The 17,806-nt window shown below is 59.0% G+C and carries 17 protein-coding genes; 4 read left to right on the forward strand and 13 right to left on the reverse strand.

All coding sequences use genetic code 11. The annotated features are described in order from the left end of the window. Positions 1-125: 125 nt before the first annotated feature. The 4 genes from QQL64_RS17570 to QQL64_RS17585 form a co-directional block, all read right to left on the reverse strand. The gene (locus QQL64_RS17570) at positions 126-1,055 is read right to left on the reverse strand and encodes an MBL fold metallo-hydrolase (protein WP_284401956.1); all 930 of its coding nucleotides are present in this window, start codon (positions 1,053-1,055) and stop codon (positions 126-128) included. An 88-nt stretch (positions 1,056-1,143) separates the two neighbouring features. Continuing rightward, entirely contained in the window at positions 1,144-2,868 is a 1,725-nt protein-coding gene (locus QQL64_RS17575) for an aspartyl protease family protein (RefSeq protein ID WP_284401958.1), read from the reverse strand. 93 nt (positions 2,869-2,961) lie between these two features. Next, the gene (locus QQL64_RS17580) at positions 2,962-4,839 is read right to left on the reverse strand and encodes an AI-2E family transporter (protein ID WP_284401960.1); all 1,878 of its coding nucleotides are present in this window, start codon (positions 4,837-4,839) and stop codon (positions 2,962-2,964) included. A 121-nt stretch (positions 4,840-4,960) separates the two neighbouring features. After that, on the reverse strand, positions 4,961-6,121 hold the full coding sequence (locus QQL64_RS17585; protein WP_284401963.1) for a 3-keto-alpha-glucoside-1,2-lyase-like domain-containing protein: 1,161 nt from the start codon (positions 6,119-6,121) through the stop codon (positions 4,961-4,963). Positions 6,122-6,423: 302 nt separating this feature from the next. On the opposite strand from QQL64_RS17585, the gene QQL64_RS17590 reads away from it, so the two are divergent. The 3 genes from QQL64_RS17590 to QQL64_RS17600 all read left to right on the forward strand — a co-directional run bounded on the left by QQL64_RS17590 (position 6,424) and on the right by QQL64_RS17600 (position 8,924). Then, positions 6,424-6,936 (forward strand): DUF4440 domain-containing protein, encoded by a 513-nt coding sequence (locus tag QQL64_RS17590; RefSeq protein WP_284401965.1) that lies wholly within the window; start codon positions 6,424-6,426, stop codon positions 6,934-6,936. A 124-nt stretch (positions 6,937-7,060) separates the two neighbouring features. Further along, positions 7,061-8,152 (forward strand): sensor histidine kinase, encoded by a 1,092-nt coding sequence (locus QQL64_RS17595; protein WP_284401967.1) that lies wholly within the window; start codon positions 7,061-7,063, stop codon positions 8,150-8,152. Next, the gene (locus QQL64_RS17600; RefSeq protein ID WP_284401969.1) at positions 8,145-8,924 is read left to right on the forward strand and encodes a LytR/AlgR family response regulator transcription factor; all 780 of its coding nucleotides are present in this window, start codon (positions 8,145-8,147) and stop codon (positions 8,922-8,924) included. The genes QQL64_RS17595 and QQL64_RS17600 overlap by 8 nt, the downstream gene beginning before the upstream one ends. A 24-nt stretch (positions 8,925-8,948) precedes the next feature. Here the strand turns inward: QQL64_RS17600 and QQL64_RS17605 are convergent, their stop codons facing one another. The 3 genes from QQL64_RS17605 to QQL64_RS17615 all read right to left on the reverse strand — a co-directional run bounded on the left by QQL64_RS17605 (position 8,949) and on the right by QQL64_RS17615 (position 10,755). Beyond that, positions 8,949-9,347, reverse strand: coding sequence for a DUF427 domain-containing protein (locus QQL64_RS17605; RefSeq protein WP_284401972.1), 399 nt, complete (start codon positions 9,345-9,347; stop codon positions 8,949-8,951). Positions 9,348-9,573: 226 nt separating this feature from the next. Then, positions 9,574-10,332, reverse strand: coding sequence for an SDR family oxidoreductase (locus QQL64_RS17610; protein WP_284401973.1), 759 nt, complete (start codon positions 10,330-10,332; stop codon positions 9,574-9,576). A 21-nt stretch (positions 10,333-10,353) separates the two neighbouring features. Beyond that, positions 10,354-10,755, reverse strand: coding sequence for a nuclear transport factor 2 family protein (locus tag QQL64_RS17615; protein ID WP_284401975.1), 402 nt, complete (start codon positions 10,753-10,755; stop codon positions 10,354-10,356). 226 nt (positions 10,756-10,981) lie between these two features. On the opposite strand from QQL64_RS17615, the gene QQL64_RS17620 reads away from it, so the two are divergent. Continuing rightward, on the forward strand, positions 10,982-11,575 hold the full coding sequence (locus tag QQL64_RS17620) for a TetR/AcrR family transcriptional regulator (protein ID WP_284401976.1): 594 nt from the start codon (positions 10,982-10,984) through the stop codon (positions 11,573-11,575). 81 nt (positions 11,576-11,656) lie between these two features. Here QQL64_RS17620 and QQL64_RS17625 read toward each other — a convergent pair whose 3' ends face one another. The 6 genes from QQL64_RS17625 to QQL64_RS17650 are packed head-to-tail and all read right to left on the reverse strand — an operon-like array spanning position 11,657 to position 17,551. Next, positions 11,657-13,045, reverse strand: coding sequence for a sugar porter family MFS transporter (locus QQL64_RS17625; protein WP_284401978.1), 1,389 nt, complete (start codon positions 13,043-13,045; stop codon positions 11,657-11,659). A 49-nt stretch (positions 13,046-13,094) separates the two neighbouring features. Continuing rightward, the gene (locus tag QQL64_RS17630) at positions 13,095-14,021 is read right to left on the reverse strand and encodes an SMP-30/gluconolactonase/LRE family protein (RefSeq protein ID WP_284401980.1); all 927 of its coding nucleotides are present in this window, start codon (positions 14,019-14,021) and stop codon (positions 13,095-13,097) included. Then, a complete protein-coding gene (locus tag QQL64_RS17635; RefSeq protein WP_284401983.1) occupies positions 14,018-14,782 on the reverse strand; it encodes an SDR family NAD(P)-dependent oxidoreductase in 765 nt (254 codons plus the stop codon). Before QQL64_RS17635 ends, QQL64_RS17630 begins: the two co-directional genes overlap by 4 nt. A 26-nt stretch (positions 14,783-14,808) precedes the next feature. Then, positions 14,809-15,957: a galactonate dehydratase gene (dgoD, locus tag QQL64_RS17640; RefSeq protein ID WP_284401986.1), complete on the reverse strand. Its 1,149-nt coding sequence runs from the start codon at positions 15,955-15,957 to the stop codon at positions 14,809-14,811. Beyond that, positions 15,954-16,595: a 2-dehydro-3-deoxy-6-phosphogalactonate aldolase gene (locus QQL64_RS17645; protein WP_284401989.1), complete on the reverse strand. Its 642-nt coding sequence runs from the start codon at positions 16,593-16,595 to the stop codon at positions 15,954-15,956. Before QQL64_RS17645 ends, dgoD begins: the two co-directional genes overlap by 4 nt. After that, positions 16,592-17,551: a 2-dehydro-3-deoxygalactonokinase gene (locus tag QQL64_RS17650; protein ID WP_284401991.1), complete on the reverse strand. Its 960-nt coding sequence runs from the start codon at positions 17,549-17,551 to the stop codon at positions 16,592-16,594. Before QQL64_RS17650 ends, QQL64_RS17645 begins: the two co-directional genes overlap by 4 nt. Positions 17,552-17,806 lie beyond the last annotated feature (255 nt).

Here is a 17,806-nt window from a genome sequence, read left to right on the forward strand (position 1 = left end):
CTCTTCCGATCGAACCATAGGTCGTTCACGGTAGCGGTGACAAAATGTTCCAGCGATGAGTGCACCCTGAGTGCATGCTATTCGATGTCGACGATGGGCCGGAAGCGGACACACCGGTACACCTACTAAGGTTGCAAGTGCATACCGTCTTCGGCGAACACTACCGGTCCCTTGTAGTGCTCACGAATAGATGCCTCGACGCTGACCCGCTGTTGATCAATCGAAGGCGACAAATGACTGAGCAGCAGCTTTTTCGTTTCGCTGTCGGCAGCCACCACGCCAATCGTCTTGGGCGGCGTGTGCAAGGTGTAGAGCACGGGCCGAGATCCAGGTGGATCAAGCACGACGCAATTGAAGACCAGCAGGCTGGTGTGTCGTGCAATGCGACGCAGGTTGTCGATTCCGTTGGCATCGATGTCACCGCTGAAGGTGATGCTTTGACCGCGATAGTCGATGCGATAGATCACTGCGGGTGCATCGCCGTGATGACCAGCTATCGCGCTAATATCCAGGCCGCTTTCTGAATAAATCACCTTCGGTGTCTTGGGGGCATGCGTGGACGCATCGATATCCGTTGCATTGATCGTCATGGGGGCTGCGAAGTCGCGCAGATAACTGTATGCGCCATCGGGACCGAACAGCAGATCGATAAAGTGGCTGGTCGATGGGAACGTGGCCTCCTCGCCTTCGCCACGATGCCCTGTGGGACCAAAGACCCGGACATTGACTGGGCCATCACCTGAAACCGCACGCGCTTTGAATAGCCCAGGCAATTCGCCGGTGTGATCGATATGCAAGTGCGTTAGCAGGACGATATCGATCTTCGCTAATGACAGCTTTGCCTCGCCCAGGCGTACAAATGTCCCAGGCCCCGCGTCGACCATGATGCGTGGTTCTCCGTCGACTAACACGACATATCCTGCTCCAGCCCGGCCTGTCGCTCCGGGGCCACCGGACCCCAGCACCAGCAGCTCCAAAGGCGACGCAACCGGCGCGGCGATGCTGCTGCCAGCGGCGAACATCAAAAGCGCGACATAGAGTGAGAACTTAAACATAGATACCTCCACTAGCGTGTATGCACTCGGCAAATTGACTCTATGGACGGTTACGGCGAGGGCTGGATCGGTATGACGTCAATGCAATCTATGGCCCCGCCGCGGTCAAGCCAAACTTGGTGGCACGTGCATCGATTTCCGGATCGAGCGCGCGCGCAGCGACCAGATCGGCCTTGCCGGCGTCCGTCTGGCCGTTGCGGATTTTCGCTAAGCCTAGGCCATAGCGCGACCACGCGGAACGCGGGTTTCTTGCGACGGCCTGCTGATAGGCCTTAATCGATTCGGAATAATGTCCCAGCCGCAGCTGCACCATGCCGAGACTGTCGATGTAGGCCGGATTTTCGCCATCGCGCTTGATCGCCTTGCGGCAATCGCTCAAGGCATCGTCGAGCATCTGATTGTTCAAGCCACGCGCCCAGCAGCGCTCGTTGAGCGCGGAGCCGAGCATGGCGTCATTGTTGCTATGCAAGCGAATCCAGTCGTCGAGTATGGGTAGCGCCGCAGCGGGTTGATCCAGTTGAATGTACAGGGTAGCAATCGAACGCGCCTGCGACGATCCCGCAGGTGCCAAGGCGCTTGCCGCCGTCACGTCGGCTGCCGCACCCGTGCGATCCTTGTGCGCGATGCGAAATTGGGCACGCAGCAGCAAGGCATCGACGTTCTTCGGATCCAGGCTCAAGGATTTGTCCAGATCGGCGAGCGCCGCGTCGGGCTGTTTGTCCGCCGCATGCGCCCTTGCACGGGCAAAATAGTAGGCAGCTTGATCGGGCGCCATGCGGATCGCGTCGTCCAGATCGGCTACCGCAGCGTTCGGCTCACCGCGAGACAAGTGAGCTTCGCCAAGCAGAGCGTAATCACTCGCGGTCTTAGGCGTATCCGCCGCCGCAGTGCCGGCATCGGATTTGTCGCTGTCGCTCGGCGCTTCGGCGAAGGCAAACACACGCCCTCCGTTGTAGGTGAAATAAGCTTTCTTCTTGCTGTTGGCAATGAACATGCGATGGGCGAGGAGAAAATCCATGCCAAGCAGCATGTCGGTTTTGTCGTCGCCAAGTCGTCCGTCTATCACCAGCATCTGACTGTGCTGGATCGTTTCCGTGCCGACCGAGAACGAATCGATAGGTACCGTCCATGTCTTGATCAACTTGGCGCCAAAGCCGTAGGTGCTGTTGCCCGCTTTGACATCGGGCGCATTGAGATCGATGCCAATCCGCTCGGCGGCACTTCGACTTAGCATGGTGGCGTACGCCCCCGAGTCGAGTACCGCTTGCACCTTCTTGCCATTTATCGTCACGCTGAGCAACGTGCGTCGGTCGATTCCGTTGGCGGCCGGCTCGATATCGACGACGTTGTACTTGCCATCCTTGGACCAATACGCCAGCGACACTTTATCGCAGTGTTCCGCCTTGAACAGAGTCAATTTGCCATGTGCCAGATCGATTTCCAGATCGGCGAAATCGAGCAAGTTGGCGCCAAGCAATGCATAGCCCGAATCTGTACCGCCGACGATGAAATCAATATTCTTGAGCGTCGTATCGAGGATGCCGAATTCCTTGACGCGCGTGATCTGGGCATCCGCAAGGCCTCCAATACCGCTGATGCGAAAACCCATCGGCGCTTGTCGCAGCTTGAGTCCCAGCGACGCCGCGTTGGCACTCGACATGATGTTGAAGAACGCCCCAGTGTCGAGGGCGAAGCGCGTATTGTTCCCGTTGATTTTCACCATGGTCGTGGCCCGCCCACCGACCATTTCCACCGGCAACGTGCCGTAATCCTTCAATTGGCAGCTGTCAGCCCAAGCTTGGCTTGCGAGCAAAACGCCGATGCACAGGCAACAAAAACGCGACACCCTCATTACCATCCCCTTAGCAGAGCGCAGGCCTAGCGGCTGCATGTCATTCGCCGCCAGTTATTTCATAAACTTTTCGATCGTATATTGCGATGCTTGTTCAAAGGACTGGGCGATTCGATCGATGTACTCGCCCAGCTCCGGTGGCTCCTGCGTTTCCAAGAGATGCGGAAGAAGCACGGCGATGATGATGGCGTCCGCGAATCGCTTTCGTACTTCCCTGGCTACCGCGTCGCTGGATTCCCACCCGCTTGCACCGAAAGCATTGACGACGTGAATCATGGAAACGGCGTTCGGTGTCGCTTCCGGATGGATCTCCGCTTCAAAGTCTTCTACATCTCTTAGAGAGGCGTGCCGTGCATCGACATGGAGATCGCGAAGGATGCGCACGAGTATCTCCGTCGCCAAGTCGTCATAGGGGTTGCCACCCCCCATACAGAGCACGATCGATCCAGGCGCTACGGCAAGCGGCCCCTGCCAGCGTCCTGCAACATGCTCGCGTTGCTGCCGAAGGTAATGCACCAGGTCTTCATCGAGAACGGAAGTACGACGGCGCCACCGCGGTTGCGAAGGCGTTTCCCTTCCAAGCGACTCGATGACTTTGACGACCGCTGTTCTCGCCTTGAGCAGTTGTTCCGGACCGATCGCTTTCTGCGCAAGATCCATCTGCGCAAGCTGTAGCGCCGGCAACAATACGACATCGCAATATCTGGCTATCGACCGTTGCCTTAAGAAGGTGCGCGCGGCCGCAATGATTTCATCGGCGTCCCCAGAAAGCGCACGCTGATAGAACCGCTGCGGCAACGTCAATGCAGGCGTGTCTCCAAGCAGAATTCCCAACAACGTGAACCCCCTGACATGTCGTCCCATCACCACCAGGCAAAGTGTCAGAGGCGTAGACAGCACCAACCCCATGGGCCCCCAAAGCCAACTCCAGAAGATGGCCGAAACGACGACGGCTAGGGGCGACAAACCCGTCGCATGGCCATACAGCTGCGGCTCCAGCAGCTGACTCACGATCGCTTCGACAACGACGAACAGGCCCAGGGTCATGAGTAGAAGCGACCACCCCGGGGTAACGGCCGCAGCGAGCAACGCGGCAAGCAGTGCCGCCAGCCACACGCCCACGTAAGGCACGAAGCGCAGCACAGCGGTAAGCGCACCCCAAAGCAATGCATTGGGAAGTCCGATGGCGGCCAGTCCCAGCCATATCGCGAGACCCACGCCGAAATTCACCGAAAACTGCGAGACGAAAAAACGGGAAAGACGCTCGCCGGCGTCATTGATCCCTGCTGTCGTTGCGCGTAGATCGGCGCCGCCGATGGCGCGGATAAAGCGATCACGCAAAGATTCATATTCGAGCAAAACAAACACGAGAACGACCAGCACGATCCCGGCGGTCTCCAAGGGGCTCCATAGCGAGGACAGGACACTCCTTATCGCGTTCCACGGGCTGGCCAGAACCGGGACCTCCATCGCATTCGTATATGAAGGTGCGACAGGTGCTGCTTGGCCCTGCCCCGCAACACTGCTGGCGCCAAATGCGTTGATGACCTTGCCGGCTTCGCCCTGCATCGCCCCCAGGCGAGCTATCGTCAGGTCATGCAGTATTTGCAGTTTGGCCTGAACGGTCCTTTCGTATTGGGGAAGACTTTCTGCCAGATGCACGATCTGGGAGCCGATGACTGTCATAAGTCCGGTTGCAACCGTGGCCAGCAACAGCACGGCGATGAGCACAGCGTACGCATGGCCCAACCTCATCTTCAGCAGCAGGCGCACGAAAGGCGCCATCAACAAGGCCAATATCAAGGCCAGGATGATGGGAACCATCACCTCTCTACCGAAATACAGCAATGCAAGCACCACCCCCGTGGCGATGACGATCAATGATCGTTGGCTTGCAGATGCGATAGGCTGCGGATCTGACGTGAAGGGCATGATGGAAATGTCCGTTGAAGTGGCTGTTCCGCAAGGGTTGGTCGCGCAAGTGGCGTTTAGACTACACGGACTTCATCCCCGGGCGCGGCTCATGCGCCCGGTATATAGCAGAGCCTTGGTGCTATTTCTCTGCCATCCCTTCAGCCTGATCCATCCGCATGATGAAACCCCAGCCGTAACGTCCTCTCATGTCGGGCGTATTGCCATCGATGGCGACGACAATGTCGTTCGCGCCTTCGTGCAGAGGGAGATCGAAGCGGTCGTTCTCCAGTGATAGGCGGCCATCGGGGGCTTTGCGGCCCCCTTTTACGTTGTAGAGATTCTTACCGGAAAATACGGGTTTGCCATCTGCGTATACCCAAATCTCGCGCAGCCAGCCGACGGCCACGTGCCGAACCTGTTCGCGATCGGACTGCACGGTGGTGCGAAGCCAGATCACTTGCGGAGGCGACGGTTTGGGTGTCGGGGCGTGAAATCGGCTCAAGTTGATAAGGCCGCCGTAGTCGGCCGTGACCGGCGACCAACGCGAGCCCGATGAAGGCATGTTCGACAGACTGAGGCGGTCCGTGGTGTCCATCGATACGGGATCGGTGCCTTTCCATCGAACGAGATAGCGGTGATCACCCGCGGCAGGGTCCGCGGAAGCGTTGGGCTCGAGGCCATCGGTCACACCGGGCGCAAGCGTAAGGTTGGCGTAGTAAGCAGTGCCCTCGAACGCGATGGTTCCGGTGCTCGCCTCGCCTTCCAGATGCGCGACGCGTAGCGATGGTTCCGCTCGTCCATTCACGTATACGTTCATACGCTTGCCTGACATGACGAGCCGAAGGTGATTCCATTCGTTTTCGCGAAAGGGCGCCGACGCTTGATACTGCGGATAGACATCCCACAGTACGCGGCCTTTGATGATGGGGACGTACTGCAGACAGTCCTGAGATGCCGGGCAGTCGGGACTGACCCGGATGTAAAGCATGTCGGCGGTGTCGCCGTCTTTTTGGTGAAAACGAATGCCTGGCATTTCCTCGCCAACGGGCTTGATGTCGAACTCGATGGTGCCGCTGTCGAAGTGCTTGTCTTTCAGTGCAACAAAGCCTTGCTCACTCTCGGACGTCACCTGAAGAATGCCGTGCGGGAAGGCTTCCCTGGCAATGAACGTCGCTTGGCCGCTCACCTGCCAGTTGTCGGCGACCAATGGAATCGGCAAGGGAGTGACCGTCGAGGCGAAGGCCGACGCGGCGCCCAAAACACCGAGCGCACAGACCGCACGAATAAATCGCTTTTGCATGGGTATCTACCGCAGCTTGAGTGCGTGCACCCTAGCGGCGTGTTCCGCTGGCGTCTCGCCGGATGATACGAAGTGGATCGACAGCGCATCCATACGGCAAATCTATGTACCTATTGGATTTTTCAGCCGCCGTAATGATCGGCACTCATCAAAATGAAGGGTGCCATTCATCGTCCGCTTGGTGCCGACGCTTGACCGTTTGAGGACCGGCTTAGGCCAATTCGTAACATATACGCCCACGTAACCCTTGGGAAAACCTATTTTTGCCTCGTTGCCATGCGCATCTATCCAACGAGGCATTTATGAAAAAGATTGTTTTCATCGGGAGCATCCTTCTGCTACTCGGCACCAACGTCACTGCCATGGATCAACCCGAAGGTACCGCCACTACGGCATCGCAAGATGTGGCAGATATCCAGCACGTTATGGAAACGTTTCACCATGCCGTAGTCACGCATGACGGAAAAGGTGTTTCCGAACTCTTTCTCGACCACGGCAGTACGTGGGTGACCGTACTGTCTGACAAAGCGTTCGCCACCATGCGGGCGAAGAAGGCCTCGACGCAGAAAGTTCGCGTCAGCAGCTATCAGGATTTCGCCACCTTCGTATCGAGCACAACATCGGATCTCGATCCTCGTCATACCGACATTCGTATTTCGAGCGACGGTGCAGTGGCCTCGGTCTATTTTCACTTCGACTTTATGATCAATGGCAAAGTCGAGAACCGCGGCGACGAAACGTGGCAACTGGTCAAGACGGGGGATGGCTGGCGCATCGTTGCCATCACTTATTCGTCGAATCCCGCCACGGCGTGATCGATCAAGCGTTCGCCGAACCAGGTGGAGTGGGCTCGATTGACGCACCCATGTAGGATGACATGAGCGTTCGGCGAGATTTGCGAGGACGATGGCGCGCCCGATTTGGAACTATGCTCGTCGTATGGAAAACGGCTCCTATTCCAGGTTACGTCTGGCGTTTGTCTCACTGTTAGCCTGGACGGCCGTCGGTGTCGTTTTCGCGATGCCGCGTTTTGCGTCGAGCGCAGCGTGGTGGCACCTGTTGCGCGCCTCGCTGGCGGATTGGTGGGCATGGGGATTGCTGGTCCCGGCGATCATTGCGGTGGATCGACGCTTGCCCATCGCCGTGAACAGCCTCGGAACGCGGCTTGCCGCGCACATTGTCATCGGCGTTCCGATCACCTTGGTTTACAGCTACGTCAGTGCGCTGCTTCAGGTGATCCTGGGTGCGATGGCATGGACAGACGCGATGAGCCTCGGTCCTTTACATGAGACCCTGAAGGGTGGATTCCTGTGGAGCCTCCTTGTCTACCTGCTCGTGGTCGGCAGTTGGCAAGCGGTGCAATACAGCCAGCACTATCTTGCTGCGCAGCTAAGGCTCGAACGGCTGGAGCGCAATTTTTCCGAGGCGCGCTTGAATGTCCTGCGCATGCAGCTCGATCCGCACTTTCTTTTCAACGCGCTCAATACCATCTCCTCCCTCGTCGTCAATCAGCCCAAGCTTGCGCGTGGAATGATCGAGCAACTGGGCGATCTGCTGCGTCTTTCGCTGGAGTCCGGACGTCGTCAGCAAGTACGCCTCAGCGAAGAGCTGGAATTCCTCGGCCATTACCTCGCCATCCAGAAGACCCGCTTTGGCGATGCGTTGCATGTCGTCGTCGAGGTTCCCGATGCCGCTCGCGACATCATGGTGCCAAGCCTGATCCTGCAACCGCTGGTCGAGAACGCAGTTCGCCACGGATTGTCGCCGCGACCGGGCGGCGGTACCGTTTGGGTACGGGCGACGATCGACGACGCCATGTTATGCATCCTCGTCGAAGACGATGGCGTCGGCCTCGGCGCTGACTGGATGGACGATCGCGTTGGCTTGGGGCTAGGCGTCACCCGCGAGCGTATCGTCACACTCCATCCTGCGCAGGATGCAGGTCTCCAGATTGGTCCACGCGAAGGTGGCGGCACGCGTGTCCGTGTCTCGATACCCACGCGCGTGGTGGAGGCGCATGGCAATGAGTGAGAAACGTACTTATCGGATTCTTATCGTCGACGACGAGCAGCCGGCGCGCCAGCGTCTGCGCGAATTGATGGACAACGACCCCGACGTCGGCGAAACGATGGAGTCCGAGAATGGGCTCGACGCCGTCGAAGCGATCCTGCACAAGCAGCCCGACGTTGTTTTTCTGGACGTTCAAATGCCGGGCCTCGATGGCCTTGGTGTGATCGATGCGATCGGCATCGAGCGCATGCCCGTGACGGTCTTTGTGACGGCCTTCGATCAGCATGCCGTGCGCGCCTTCGAATCGGCCGCCATCGACTATGTGCTCAAGCCATACGGCGATGAGCGCATGGAGGCCGCCTTCTCACGCGCAAAAGCGCGCCTGGACGATAAGTATGTGCGCGAATTCGGCCAGAGTGTGCTCAAACTGCTCGATGACCGTCGGCTGGACAAGCCGTTTCTCGATCGCGTCGTCATCCGGGAACGCGACAAGACCGATCTGATCCGCGTCGAATCGATCGACTGCATCGAAAGCGCGGGCATCTACGTAGCATTGCATGTGGGGCGCGAACGCATCATCCATCGCGCCGCCCTGGGCGAACTCGTCGGACAGCTCGATCCGCGCCGCTTCGTTCGCGTGCATCGCTCGACCGTCGTCAACATCGACAGCATTCTGCATTTGGAGCCAGCCACGCACGGGGAATTCGATCTCGTCTTGCGCGGCGGTCATCGTGTCCATGTCAGCCGCACGTTTCGACCGTTGCTCGAAGCCCGGCTCGGTCAACCGTTGTAACTTTCCCTCACTGTCGGAGGGACATCAGTGATCGAGCTCTTCCATCGCCTCGACGCGATCCGGATAGAACGCAACGTGGTCCTTGATCAGCGCGACGGCGTCGTAGGGTTGCTCATACGTCCACACCGCATTCACAGTGCGCTCGCCACCGACCGGCACGCTGTAGTAAGCGCACTCGCCTTTGTAGGGGCAGTAGGTGGCGTGGTCTGTACGCTCCAGCAATGTCATGTCCACGTTTTGGCGAGGGATGTATTGGACCGGCGGGTAACTCGCTTCTTTCAGCGTGAGCGCATGGCGTGTGTCGGCGATAACGCGGCCCGCGACTTTCACGACGACGCGCCGAGCATTGCGTTCGACCGTAATGGGATGATCCGGTCCAGGGACTTTGATCGTTCTGGCGGTGGACGATGTGGACTGCGTCATAGTCGTATCCCCTCAAAGGATGATGGTGGGAGAGTCGTTTCGCGTTGTAGAAGACGATGATCAAGCGAGAAACCTTTTGAGCATCGTCTTCGATCCGGGTTCCTGCCGTTACCGTGAGAAATGTATACCTCTGCAGCGCGTCTTAAAAAAGACTTTGTAGGCTGGGGGCATACCTTTCAAGCATGGAATAACGATGGCGCCGGGGCGCCTCCGTTATTTCGCAGGCTTAGCCACCGCCGAAGATCGCAAGCGCCTCGTCGTTAAAACCATTGACGAAGCCATGCTCGTCCGGACCGACATTGGAGCGGAACTGCTTGGCGGCATCGACCACGATCTCGTCCGCATCCGTGCCCAGGATCGCCATCGTTTGCTCGATGAACTGATCTAGCGGCATGGCTTGTTCGGCCTCTTGGCTGTTCATGAGTTCGGTGCGCACCCACGGTGGCGCGATCTCAAGTACGCGAACTCCGGTATTCCGCAGCATGAAACGTTGCGACAGGATGTACGAATGAAGCGCCGCCTTGGTCGACGAATAGATGGCGGTAACGGCCAACGGTACGAAGGCAAGAACGGAACTCGTGTAGGCCACGACAGCGTTGTTCTTGCTTTTTAGATGCTCGATCAGCGCCGACGTCATGCGGATCGGCCCGATAAGGTTCGTCGTGATGGTCGAGGTCAACAACGCGTCGTCGATCTTTCCGGCAGCGGTATCGGGTTGCATGATGCCGGCATTGTTGATGAGCACGTTTAGTTCGGGATGATCGACGATCAACTTTGCTGCCACGCGATCGATGCTAGCCGGATCGTTGATATCGAGCTCGATCGCTTCCATGCCAGGATTGGCTGCAATCACTGCATTGAGATGACTACGCCGCCGACCGGCGATGATGACCTTGTTACCCAGCTTGTGCAGCGCTTCGGCGAGCCCGCGGCCGATGCCTGAGCCACCGCCGGTGATAAAGATCGTGTTGCCAGTGAGTTTCATGGGAGTTCTCCTTGGAAGGGTTCAAGCGGGAAAGCGATTGCCGAACATGGGCAATCCGCTCTTGGATTCGGTTTGCGTTGCTTCGTCTTGCAAGACGTCCCAGTGTTCGGCGAGCTTGCCGTCTTCGATCCGGACGACATCCGCAGCGATCCATGCCGCTGGACGGCCCATACCGGAGAAACGTCCGTGCACGATGACGTAATCGCCCTCGGCGAGAATCAAGCCGCGCTCGTAACGCAAGGTGTCGGGAATATGGCGGATCAGGTTGAACAGGCCGTCGCGGCCCGGTTCGATATGCGCGCTGTGCTGGATGTAGTTGTCTGACCAAAAGCGCGCAGCGGCTTCGTAGTCGCGCTTGTTGAACAGCGTGTCGAATGCCTTGATGACAAGGGCCTTGTTCTGTTCGGGCGACGTCTTTGACATGGTCGTTTCCTCTGCGATGGCTGAGCTCAAGTGACGATGCGTTCCAGCGGTGGTTGGTCGGTGCGCTCTCAGCACTGGACGTTTGCCCGCCTTGCGCTAGAATGAAATCACGATGGTGATCACCATCGACATGAGATAGAATGGCACCGTCTTGGGCGATTGTCAATGGTGATCGCCATTGTGTTTTGGGCGGACCACGAACGGGGCGTCGGAGAGGAGTAGGAATATGGGTGTTTCGAAGCAGCAAGCTATTGAAAATAAACGCGCTATCGTCGCCGCTGCGGAAAAGCTTTTCCGCGAGCGCGGGGTGGCCGCGGTGGGGTTGGCAGAGCTGACCAAGGCCGCGGGTTTCACCCAGGGCGGCTTCTACAACCACTTCACATCGAAAGACGCCTTGGTCGCCGCCGTGATGGTCAAGGCGATGGAGGATGGCGCAGCCCAGCTCGTTGCCAGCATCCAAGCGTCGAAGGCGAAGTCGATCGACCCCATGAAGCAGCACATCAATGGGTACCTGTCGCCGGACCACCTAACCGATATCGAGACGGGTTGTCCGTTGACCGGATTCGCCGGCGATGTGCGGCGACTCGGCAAGGAAGCGCGGCAATCCTATGCGCACGGACTGGCTTGGAATTTCGATCAGCTGGCGAGTGTGATCGACGGCGAAAATCCGCAAGAGAAGAAAAAGAAGGCGATCGCACTTTTCAGTCAGATGGTCGGATCGCTGCTACTTTCGCGCGCTGTCGTGGAGGCGGATCCTGCCCTCGCCAAGGAAATACTGGAGGACGGGCGTCAACAGTTGCTGCAGGCCATCGGCGCTTGAATCGGGTCAGCGTGACACGTGAATGAGTGTAGCGACCGGCCGGACGTTACCGGCCGGTCGCCGAAGAAACATCGCCGAAATTTATTGCCCGATGTCGCGTAGCCGATGGCCGCTCATCAGGTTGCGTTCGATGTGCTCGAGCGTCACACCCTTCGTCTCCGGCACTAACCAGAAGGTCAACCCGATGAAGACCAGGTTGAGTGCTGCATACAGCCAGAATGTCTCGGTATGACCGACGCTGTTGAGCAAGGTGAGGAATGTAGCGCCCACGATCATGTTAGCGACCCAATTCGTAAATGTGGAGCAACCGATACCGAAATCGCGACCCTTGAGCGGCTGCACTTCCGAACATAGCGTCCAGATCAGCGGGCCGGCGGACATCGCAAAACCGACGATAAAGACCAGCAGCATGCCAACGGTGAACAGCTGCATCGCATGCGAAACTGCGCCCACACCCATCATTGCGCCGACCACGCCGAGCCCGATCGCCATCACGGCGAAGCCGGTGTACAGGATCGGCTTGCGACCCCACTTGTCGATCAAGCCGATGGCGATAAAGGTTGCCAGCACATTGGTCAGACCGACGATGGCCGTAAACCACATCTGCGACGTGGTGTCGTAGCCCATGTCCTTGAAGATCCGCGGCGCGTAGTACATCACCACGTTCATGCCGGTGAATTGCTGCATCAGCTGCAACAACACGCCTAACCCCACCGAACGGCGGAAATTGCTGTTCTCCAGAAACAGGTGCCAGCCGCGTTGCGGTGTGCGCAGCTGTTCTTTGATCTCATCGGCCTCGCGCGTCACGACATCCGGATCACCGCGTAGTTGCTGCAGCACGTCGAGTGCTTCGGCATCACGGTTGCGCATCATCAACCAACGGGGACTGTCGGGAAGGAAGAAAACGCCAAACAAGAACAGCGCCCCGGGGATGGCGATCACGCCAAGCATCAGGCGCCAGTTTCCGCTGTAGCTGAAGGCGGTATCCGAGAGAAATGCAACCAGGATGCCGATGGTAATCATCAGCTGATACAGGGAAACCATCGCGCCACGGATGAATTCCGGTGCGACTTCCGCCAAATAAAGCGGTGCGGTAAACGTCGATATGCCGATCGCCAGACCCAGCACCACGCGTGCGGCGATCAGCGTGTAAGGCGACCAGGCGAATCCGCAGAGTAGTGAGCCCACGACGAAGAGTATCGCGCCGAGAATCAGTGAGCGCTTTCTGCCTAGCGCGGCCGACATCCAGCCGGCCAACAATGCACCGATCGCGGCGCCGAACATCATGCCGCTGACGATCCATTCCACCATGTGGTCGGAGATTGCGAAGTCGCGTTGGATGAACTGCGTCGCACCCGATATCACGCCGATATCGAGACCGAACATAAGCCCGGCGAGCGCAGCGAGCACGCAGGTAAATACCGCGGTGGTTTTCGCGTGCGTCGCAACGGGTGTGGCAATGGCATTCATGGATGACTCCCCGGTCGGATAAACGGTATGGACGCCTGGACTGGCATCTTCATGTCGGTGTCGTGGAATACATGGCGTGACCGGTTCGCACGGGGCGGCCGGAAAAACGCGGTTCGGGTAGGCCGGTGAACGGCACATCGACGGCAAACAGGCCTCCGGCATGCGGATCGTTGGCCAGCGCTTCGGCGCCAAGGCCGTCGCGCGCGCTGGTGATGTAAAGCGTATTCAGATGCTCGCCGCCAAAGGCGACGCGGGTCGGTTGCCGGGTCGGCACGGCGATGACGAGATCTTCCTTTCCGTCGCGGTCGTAGCGCACCACGCGCCCCAATCCCCACTGTGCGTTCCACAGGCCGCCTTCGGTGTCGATGGCGGAGCCGTCGGGGTCGCCGTCGAGATGCGACACATCGACATGGACGCGTATATCGGCAACGTGGTCGCCATAGGCACAGCGACGCACCAAGCCGGTCATCGAATCGCAGTAATACATCGTCGCGCCATCGGGACTGAAGGCGATGCTGTTGCTGATGGCCACTGGCCCAAGTGCCAGTTGTTCGAGGTCGAGGTTGATATGCAACCGGTAAAAGCTACCCGCTGCGCGACGTATTTCACCGGCAGCCGGCTCGTGCAGCGTTCCGAATACGAATCGACCCTGACGATCGCATGCGCCGTCGTTGATGCGCGTCGGTAACCCCGGCTCCACGTCGGCGATCCTGATCAGTTCGCCGGTTTCCTGGTGAAAGAAGGCGAGACCGCTGGCCAGGCCTAGCAAGAACCAACCGTCCTCTTCGCATAACGCGAACGATGCCAGTCGTTCGGGCATAGGCCATTGGCGCGTACTGTTGTCTGCGGGCCGAAACCGCCAAAGCGAGGATTGGTGGATGTCGGTCCAATACAGCGCTTGTTGGCGCGCGCACCACGTCACGCCTTCACCCAGCGTATTGCGTGCGTCCAGCACCAGCGTGGCGCTTGGCGTCATGCCCATCCGCCGTCGACGATGAAGTCGTGACCGGTGCACATACGGCTGTCGTCTGCACCGAGGAACAGTGCTGCACGCGCGAGATCGTCCGCGGCGAGGTAGCCGGGCATGCACTGTTTTTGCTGTATTTCGCGTTCGCCGGCTTCATCCAGCCACAGCTCGCGTTGCTTGTCGGTGATAACCCAGCCAGGCACGAGCGCATTGATGCGAATGCGATCCTTGCCCAACTCACGCGCGAGGCCGTTGACCAGACCATGCACCGCCGATTTGGCCATCGCATACATCGGATAGCCGGCGTTCTTGATCATCCACCCGGTGGACCCCAGGCAGATCACCGAGCCGCCGCCGAGTTCGCGCATGCCAGGCACCACGGCTTGCGTCGCAAAGTATTGATGGCGCAGATTGACGGCGATGCTTTGTTCGAATTCCCCGGGCGTGGTGTCTTCCAGGCGATGGCGCCGATCGTTCGCAGCATTGTTGATGAGCACGCCGATCGTGCCGATGTGCGAACTCGCCGTTGCGATCGACGTGCGCAATGCCTCTATATCCGTCACATCGCATGGCAGGAATACCGGCGAATGACGCACGTCGGGCAGCGCAGCGCGCAAGGCCACCGCGCCCTTCTCGTCGATATCGAGGAATGCGACGCGTGCGCCCTGTTGCGCGAAGTGGGTAACGAACGCCGCGCCTATACCCGTGGCGCCGCCGGTAACCAAGACGGCGCGATCGACGAGACTTGGATAAGTGGCAAACGAAGACATGTCGAATCTCGCAGGAAAAGAAGTGCTTACCACTCGGCCACGCTGCCGTCGGTATGACGCCAGATTGGATTGCGCCAACGATGGCCGATCGCGGCGCGTTCCGCGACATACGCCTCATTAACCTCGATACCCAAGCCCGGTCCGCCGGGGATCGATACAAAGCCATCTTCGTAGGCGAAGACGCTGCGATCGGTGACGTAGTCGAGCAAGTCGTTGGCGGCGTTGTAGTGGATGCCGAGACTCTGCTCCTGGATGAATGCGTTGTGGCAGATCGCATCGAGTTGCAGGTTCGCGGCCAGCGCAATGGGGCCGAGTGGGCAATGCAAGGCCAACGCCACATCGTAGGCTTCCGCCATTGCGGCGATCTTGTGCGTCTCAGTGATGCCGCCTGCATGCGACGGGTCGGGCTGAATGATGTCCACGCCACCGGTGGTGAATACCCGCTTGAAGTCGTAGCGCGAATACAACCGCTCGCCCAATGCGATCGGCGCGGGAGAAATGGCCGCGAGCTCCGGAATGGCTTCAAGATGATCGGAAAGCACCGGCTCTTCGATAAACATCAGCTTGAACGGCGCGAGTTCGCGCATCAGCACCTTGGCCATGGGCTTGTGCACACGTCCGTGGAAATCCAATCCAAGCCCGATATCCGGACCGACGGCATCGCGCACGGCCTGCACGTTTTCGAGGACGCGTTGCACCTTGGCATGGGTGTCGACGAAGTGCATTTCTTCCGTGGCATTCATCTTGACGGCGGTGAAGCCACGCGCGACGGCATCCTTCGCCGCCTTGGCCGTATCGGCTGGGCGATCACCGCCAATCCACGAATACACGCGGATGCGCTCGCGCACTGGACCACCCAGTAACGTATGCACGGGCACGCCGAGATGCTTGCCTTTGATATCCCACAACGCCTGATCGATGCCTGCAATGGCGCTCATCAGCACCGGGCCGCCACGATAGAAACCACCGCGGTATAAAACACTCCAGTGATCTTCGATATGGCGCGGGTCCTTGCCGACCAGGTAATCGGCCAGTTCTTCGACGGCGGCAGCGACCGTATGCGCGCGGCCCTCCACGACCGGTTCGCCCCAGCCGCTGATTCCCTCATCGGTATCGATGCGTACGAACAACCAGCGCGGCGGAACGAGAAAGGTCGTGAGACGAGTGATCTTCATGCATGGGTTCCTTGAGATGCGATGCCTGCCTTCCAGGCCTGGGCAAAAGCGTGGGCGCGGCGGCGTATGTCGTCCGTATCGCGACCTGGGACGTAAAGCGCCGAGCCGAGACCGAAACCGCTGGCGCCTGCTGCGATGTAGGGCGCCATGGTTTCGGGTGTAATGCCGCCCACCGGCAATATGGCGAGATCGCGCGGTATCACTGCGCGCCATGCCTTGAGCACGACGGGCGTAATCTGCTCGGCGGGAAATAACTTGATCGCATCGGCGCCAGCGTGGATTGCCGCAAACGCCTCCGTAGGTGTCGCAACGCCGGGGACGCAATACATCCCCGCGCGCTTGGCGGCGGTGATGATGGCGACGTCCGCATGCGGCATGACGATCAGACGACCGCCCGCGGCAGCGATCTGCGCCACATGTTCGCTACGCAGCACGGTGCCGGCGCCGATAAGACAGCGCTCGCCTAAGGACGACGACAGTTGTCGGATGCTATCGAGCGGTTCCGGCGAATTCATCGGTACTTCGATGACGCGAAATCCAGCGTCGTAAAGCGTATGGCCCACATCGAGCACCTCCTCGGGGCGTATGCCACGAAGAATCGCCACCAAGGGGAGGTCATCCAGCCAAACGCGAATCATGCGTCTACTCCAGAAAATGCGTACGAGGCTGACTGGGTCAGCAAACCGCTCACCGATGCTAGTTGCCACAGTCCTTGCGCCGCCGCATCGCCTACGACTATCGGTGGCGCATAACCGAAATATGTGGCAGCTACGGCATAGCGATCGCAAAGCGAAGCCTCGCCGATCAGGCACAGCGGCACGCGGTTGTCGCCGCCGTCGCGTACCAATGCAATGCGAAACTCTTCACCGATCAAGAGTCCGGAGAGAAATTCCGGCACGTCGTCCTGATGAAGCTGATTCGCCAATAGCAGGGCTCGCGAGGAGAACAAACGGCTGAATGCGCCGGCCGCTGCACTTTCTTTGGCGCTACGTAGTCCGCACAGGAATGCGTCGTTCGGGACGGGTTGTTCCTTTTCGACCGATACACCTGCGCCGAGTATGGAGTGCTTCATGAGCAGCGCGTAAATCTCGCCGGTCATGATCGTATCGAACGCAGTAATGCGACCGTCGCTGACGGTCGCCCATTTACTATGAGTGCCCGGGAGTACGAAACGGGCATTCGCCCGATGTTCCGACTGCTGCGCCAGCGCGCCAATAATTTGGGTTTCCTCACCGCGCATGACATTTGCAGGCGGGTCTTGACGCAATCCAGGTGCGATCCACATGTTGCGGTCGGTGCACGCGTCGATGTGGAACATGCCTTTAGCGATGGCGGCGACATCCGCGGGCACGTTGATGTAAGGCACCTCATGCCAGCCTTGTCGGCTGCCCACCATGCCGGCAGCCACGATGGTGCAAAGCGGCCATCCGGCTGTGATGGCACGCAACGCCGCGGGAAACCCGCCCTCCGGTAAATGACGTATGCCCCATGCGTGCTGGCGCGTCGCCACGACCTTGCCATCTACACCGTATAGATAAGCACGCAGGCTGGTGGTGCCCCAATCAAGGCCGATGAGTTGCACTGCTACGCTCATACCAGCTTCCGGACGCGACGGATGTTCACGGCTCTCATAGGTGCTCTTTGGGGGTGCCAGTGCGATCAAGACCAGGTCGTGTTGCAAAAACTTATCTTTACCAGTGATGCCACGCGCGTGCCGCGTCGATTTCCATCGGTGTCGACGCGCTGGCATCGATGATCCAACGCGCTCAATACAGCGGGAATGTAGGTTTAATGGCTATGTTGCGGCGCGCAACGTCTGCGACCCCCTCCTTTTAGTATAATAATACAA

This window comes from Dyella lipolytica, from assembly GCF_030160075.1.
Taxonomy (GTDB): Bacteria; Pseudomonadota; Gammaproteobacteria; order Xanthomonadales; family Rhodanobacteraceae; genus Dyella_B; species Dyella_B lipolytica.

Bases quoted from the DNA above. Each gene is read 5' to 3' on its own strand.
- QQL64_RS17570 (WP_284401956.1), bottom strand. From the start codon at position 1,055: ATGTTTAAGTTCTCACTCTATGTCGCGCTTTTGATGTTCGCCGCTGGC.
- QQL64_RS17580 (WP_284401960.1), bottom strand. From the start codon at position 4,839: ATGCCCTTCACGTCAGATCCGCAGCCTATCGCATCTGCAAGCCAACGA.
- QQL64_RS17585 (WP_284401963.1), bottom strand. From the start codon at position 6,121: ATGCAAAAGCGATTTATTCGTGCGGTCTGTGCGCTCGGTGTTTTGGGC.
- QQL64_RS17590 (WP_284401965.1), top strand. From the start codon at position 6,424: ATGAAAAAGATTGTTTTCATCGGGAGCATCCTTCTGCTACTCGGCACC.
- QQL64_RS17595 (WP_284401967.1), top strand. From the start codon at position 7,061: ATGGAAAACGGCTCCTATTCCAGGTTACGTCTGGCGTTTGTCTCACTG.
- QQL64_RS17600 (WP_284401969.1), top strand. From the start codon at position 8,145: ATGAGTGAGAAACGTACTTATCGGATTCTTATCGTCGACGACGAGCAG.
- QQL64_RS17605 (WP_284401972.1), bottom strand. From the start codon at position 9,347: ATGACGCAGTCCACATCGTCCACCGCCAGAACGATCAAAGTCCCTGGA.
- QQL64_RS17610 (WP_284401973.1), bottom strand. From the start codon at position 10,332: ATGAAACTCACTGGCAACACGATCTTTATCACCGGCGGTGGCTCAGGC.
- QQL64_RS17615 (WP_284401975.1), bottom strand. From the start codon at position 10,755: ATGTCAAAGACGTCGCCCGAACAGAACAAGGCCCTTGTCATCAAGGCA.
- QQL64_RS17620 (WP_284401976.1), top strand. From the start codon at position 10,982: ATGGGTGTTTCGAAGCAGCAAGCTATTGAAAATAAACGCGCTATCGTC.
- QQL64_RS17625 (WP_284401978.1), bottom strand. From the start codon at position 13,045: ATGAATGCCATTGCCACACCCGTTGCGACGCACGCGAAAACCACCGCG.
- QQL64_RS17630 (WP_284401980.1), bottom strand. From the start codon at position 14,021: ATGACGCCAAGCGCCACGCTGGTGCTGGACGCACGCAATACGCTGGGT.
- QQL64_RS17635 (WP_284401983.1), bottom strand. From the start codon at position 14,782: ATGTCTTCGTTTGCCACTTATCCAAGTCTCGTCGATCGCGCCGTCTTG.
- dgoD (WP_284401986.1), bottom strand. From the start codon at position 15,957: ATGAAGATCACTCGTCTCACGACCTTTCTCGTTCCGCCGCGCTGGTTG.
- QQL64_RS17645 (WP_284401989.1), bottom strand. From the start codon at position 16,595: ATGATTCGCGTTTGGCTGGATGACCTCCCCTTGGTGGCGATTCTTCGT.
- QQL64_RS17650 (WP_284401991.1), bottom strand. From the start codon at position 17,551: ATGAGCGTAGCAGTGCAACTCATCGGCCTTGATTGGGGCACCACCAGC.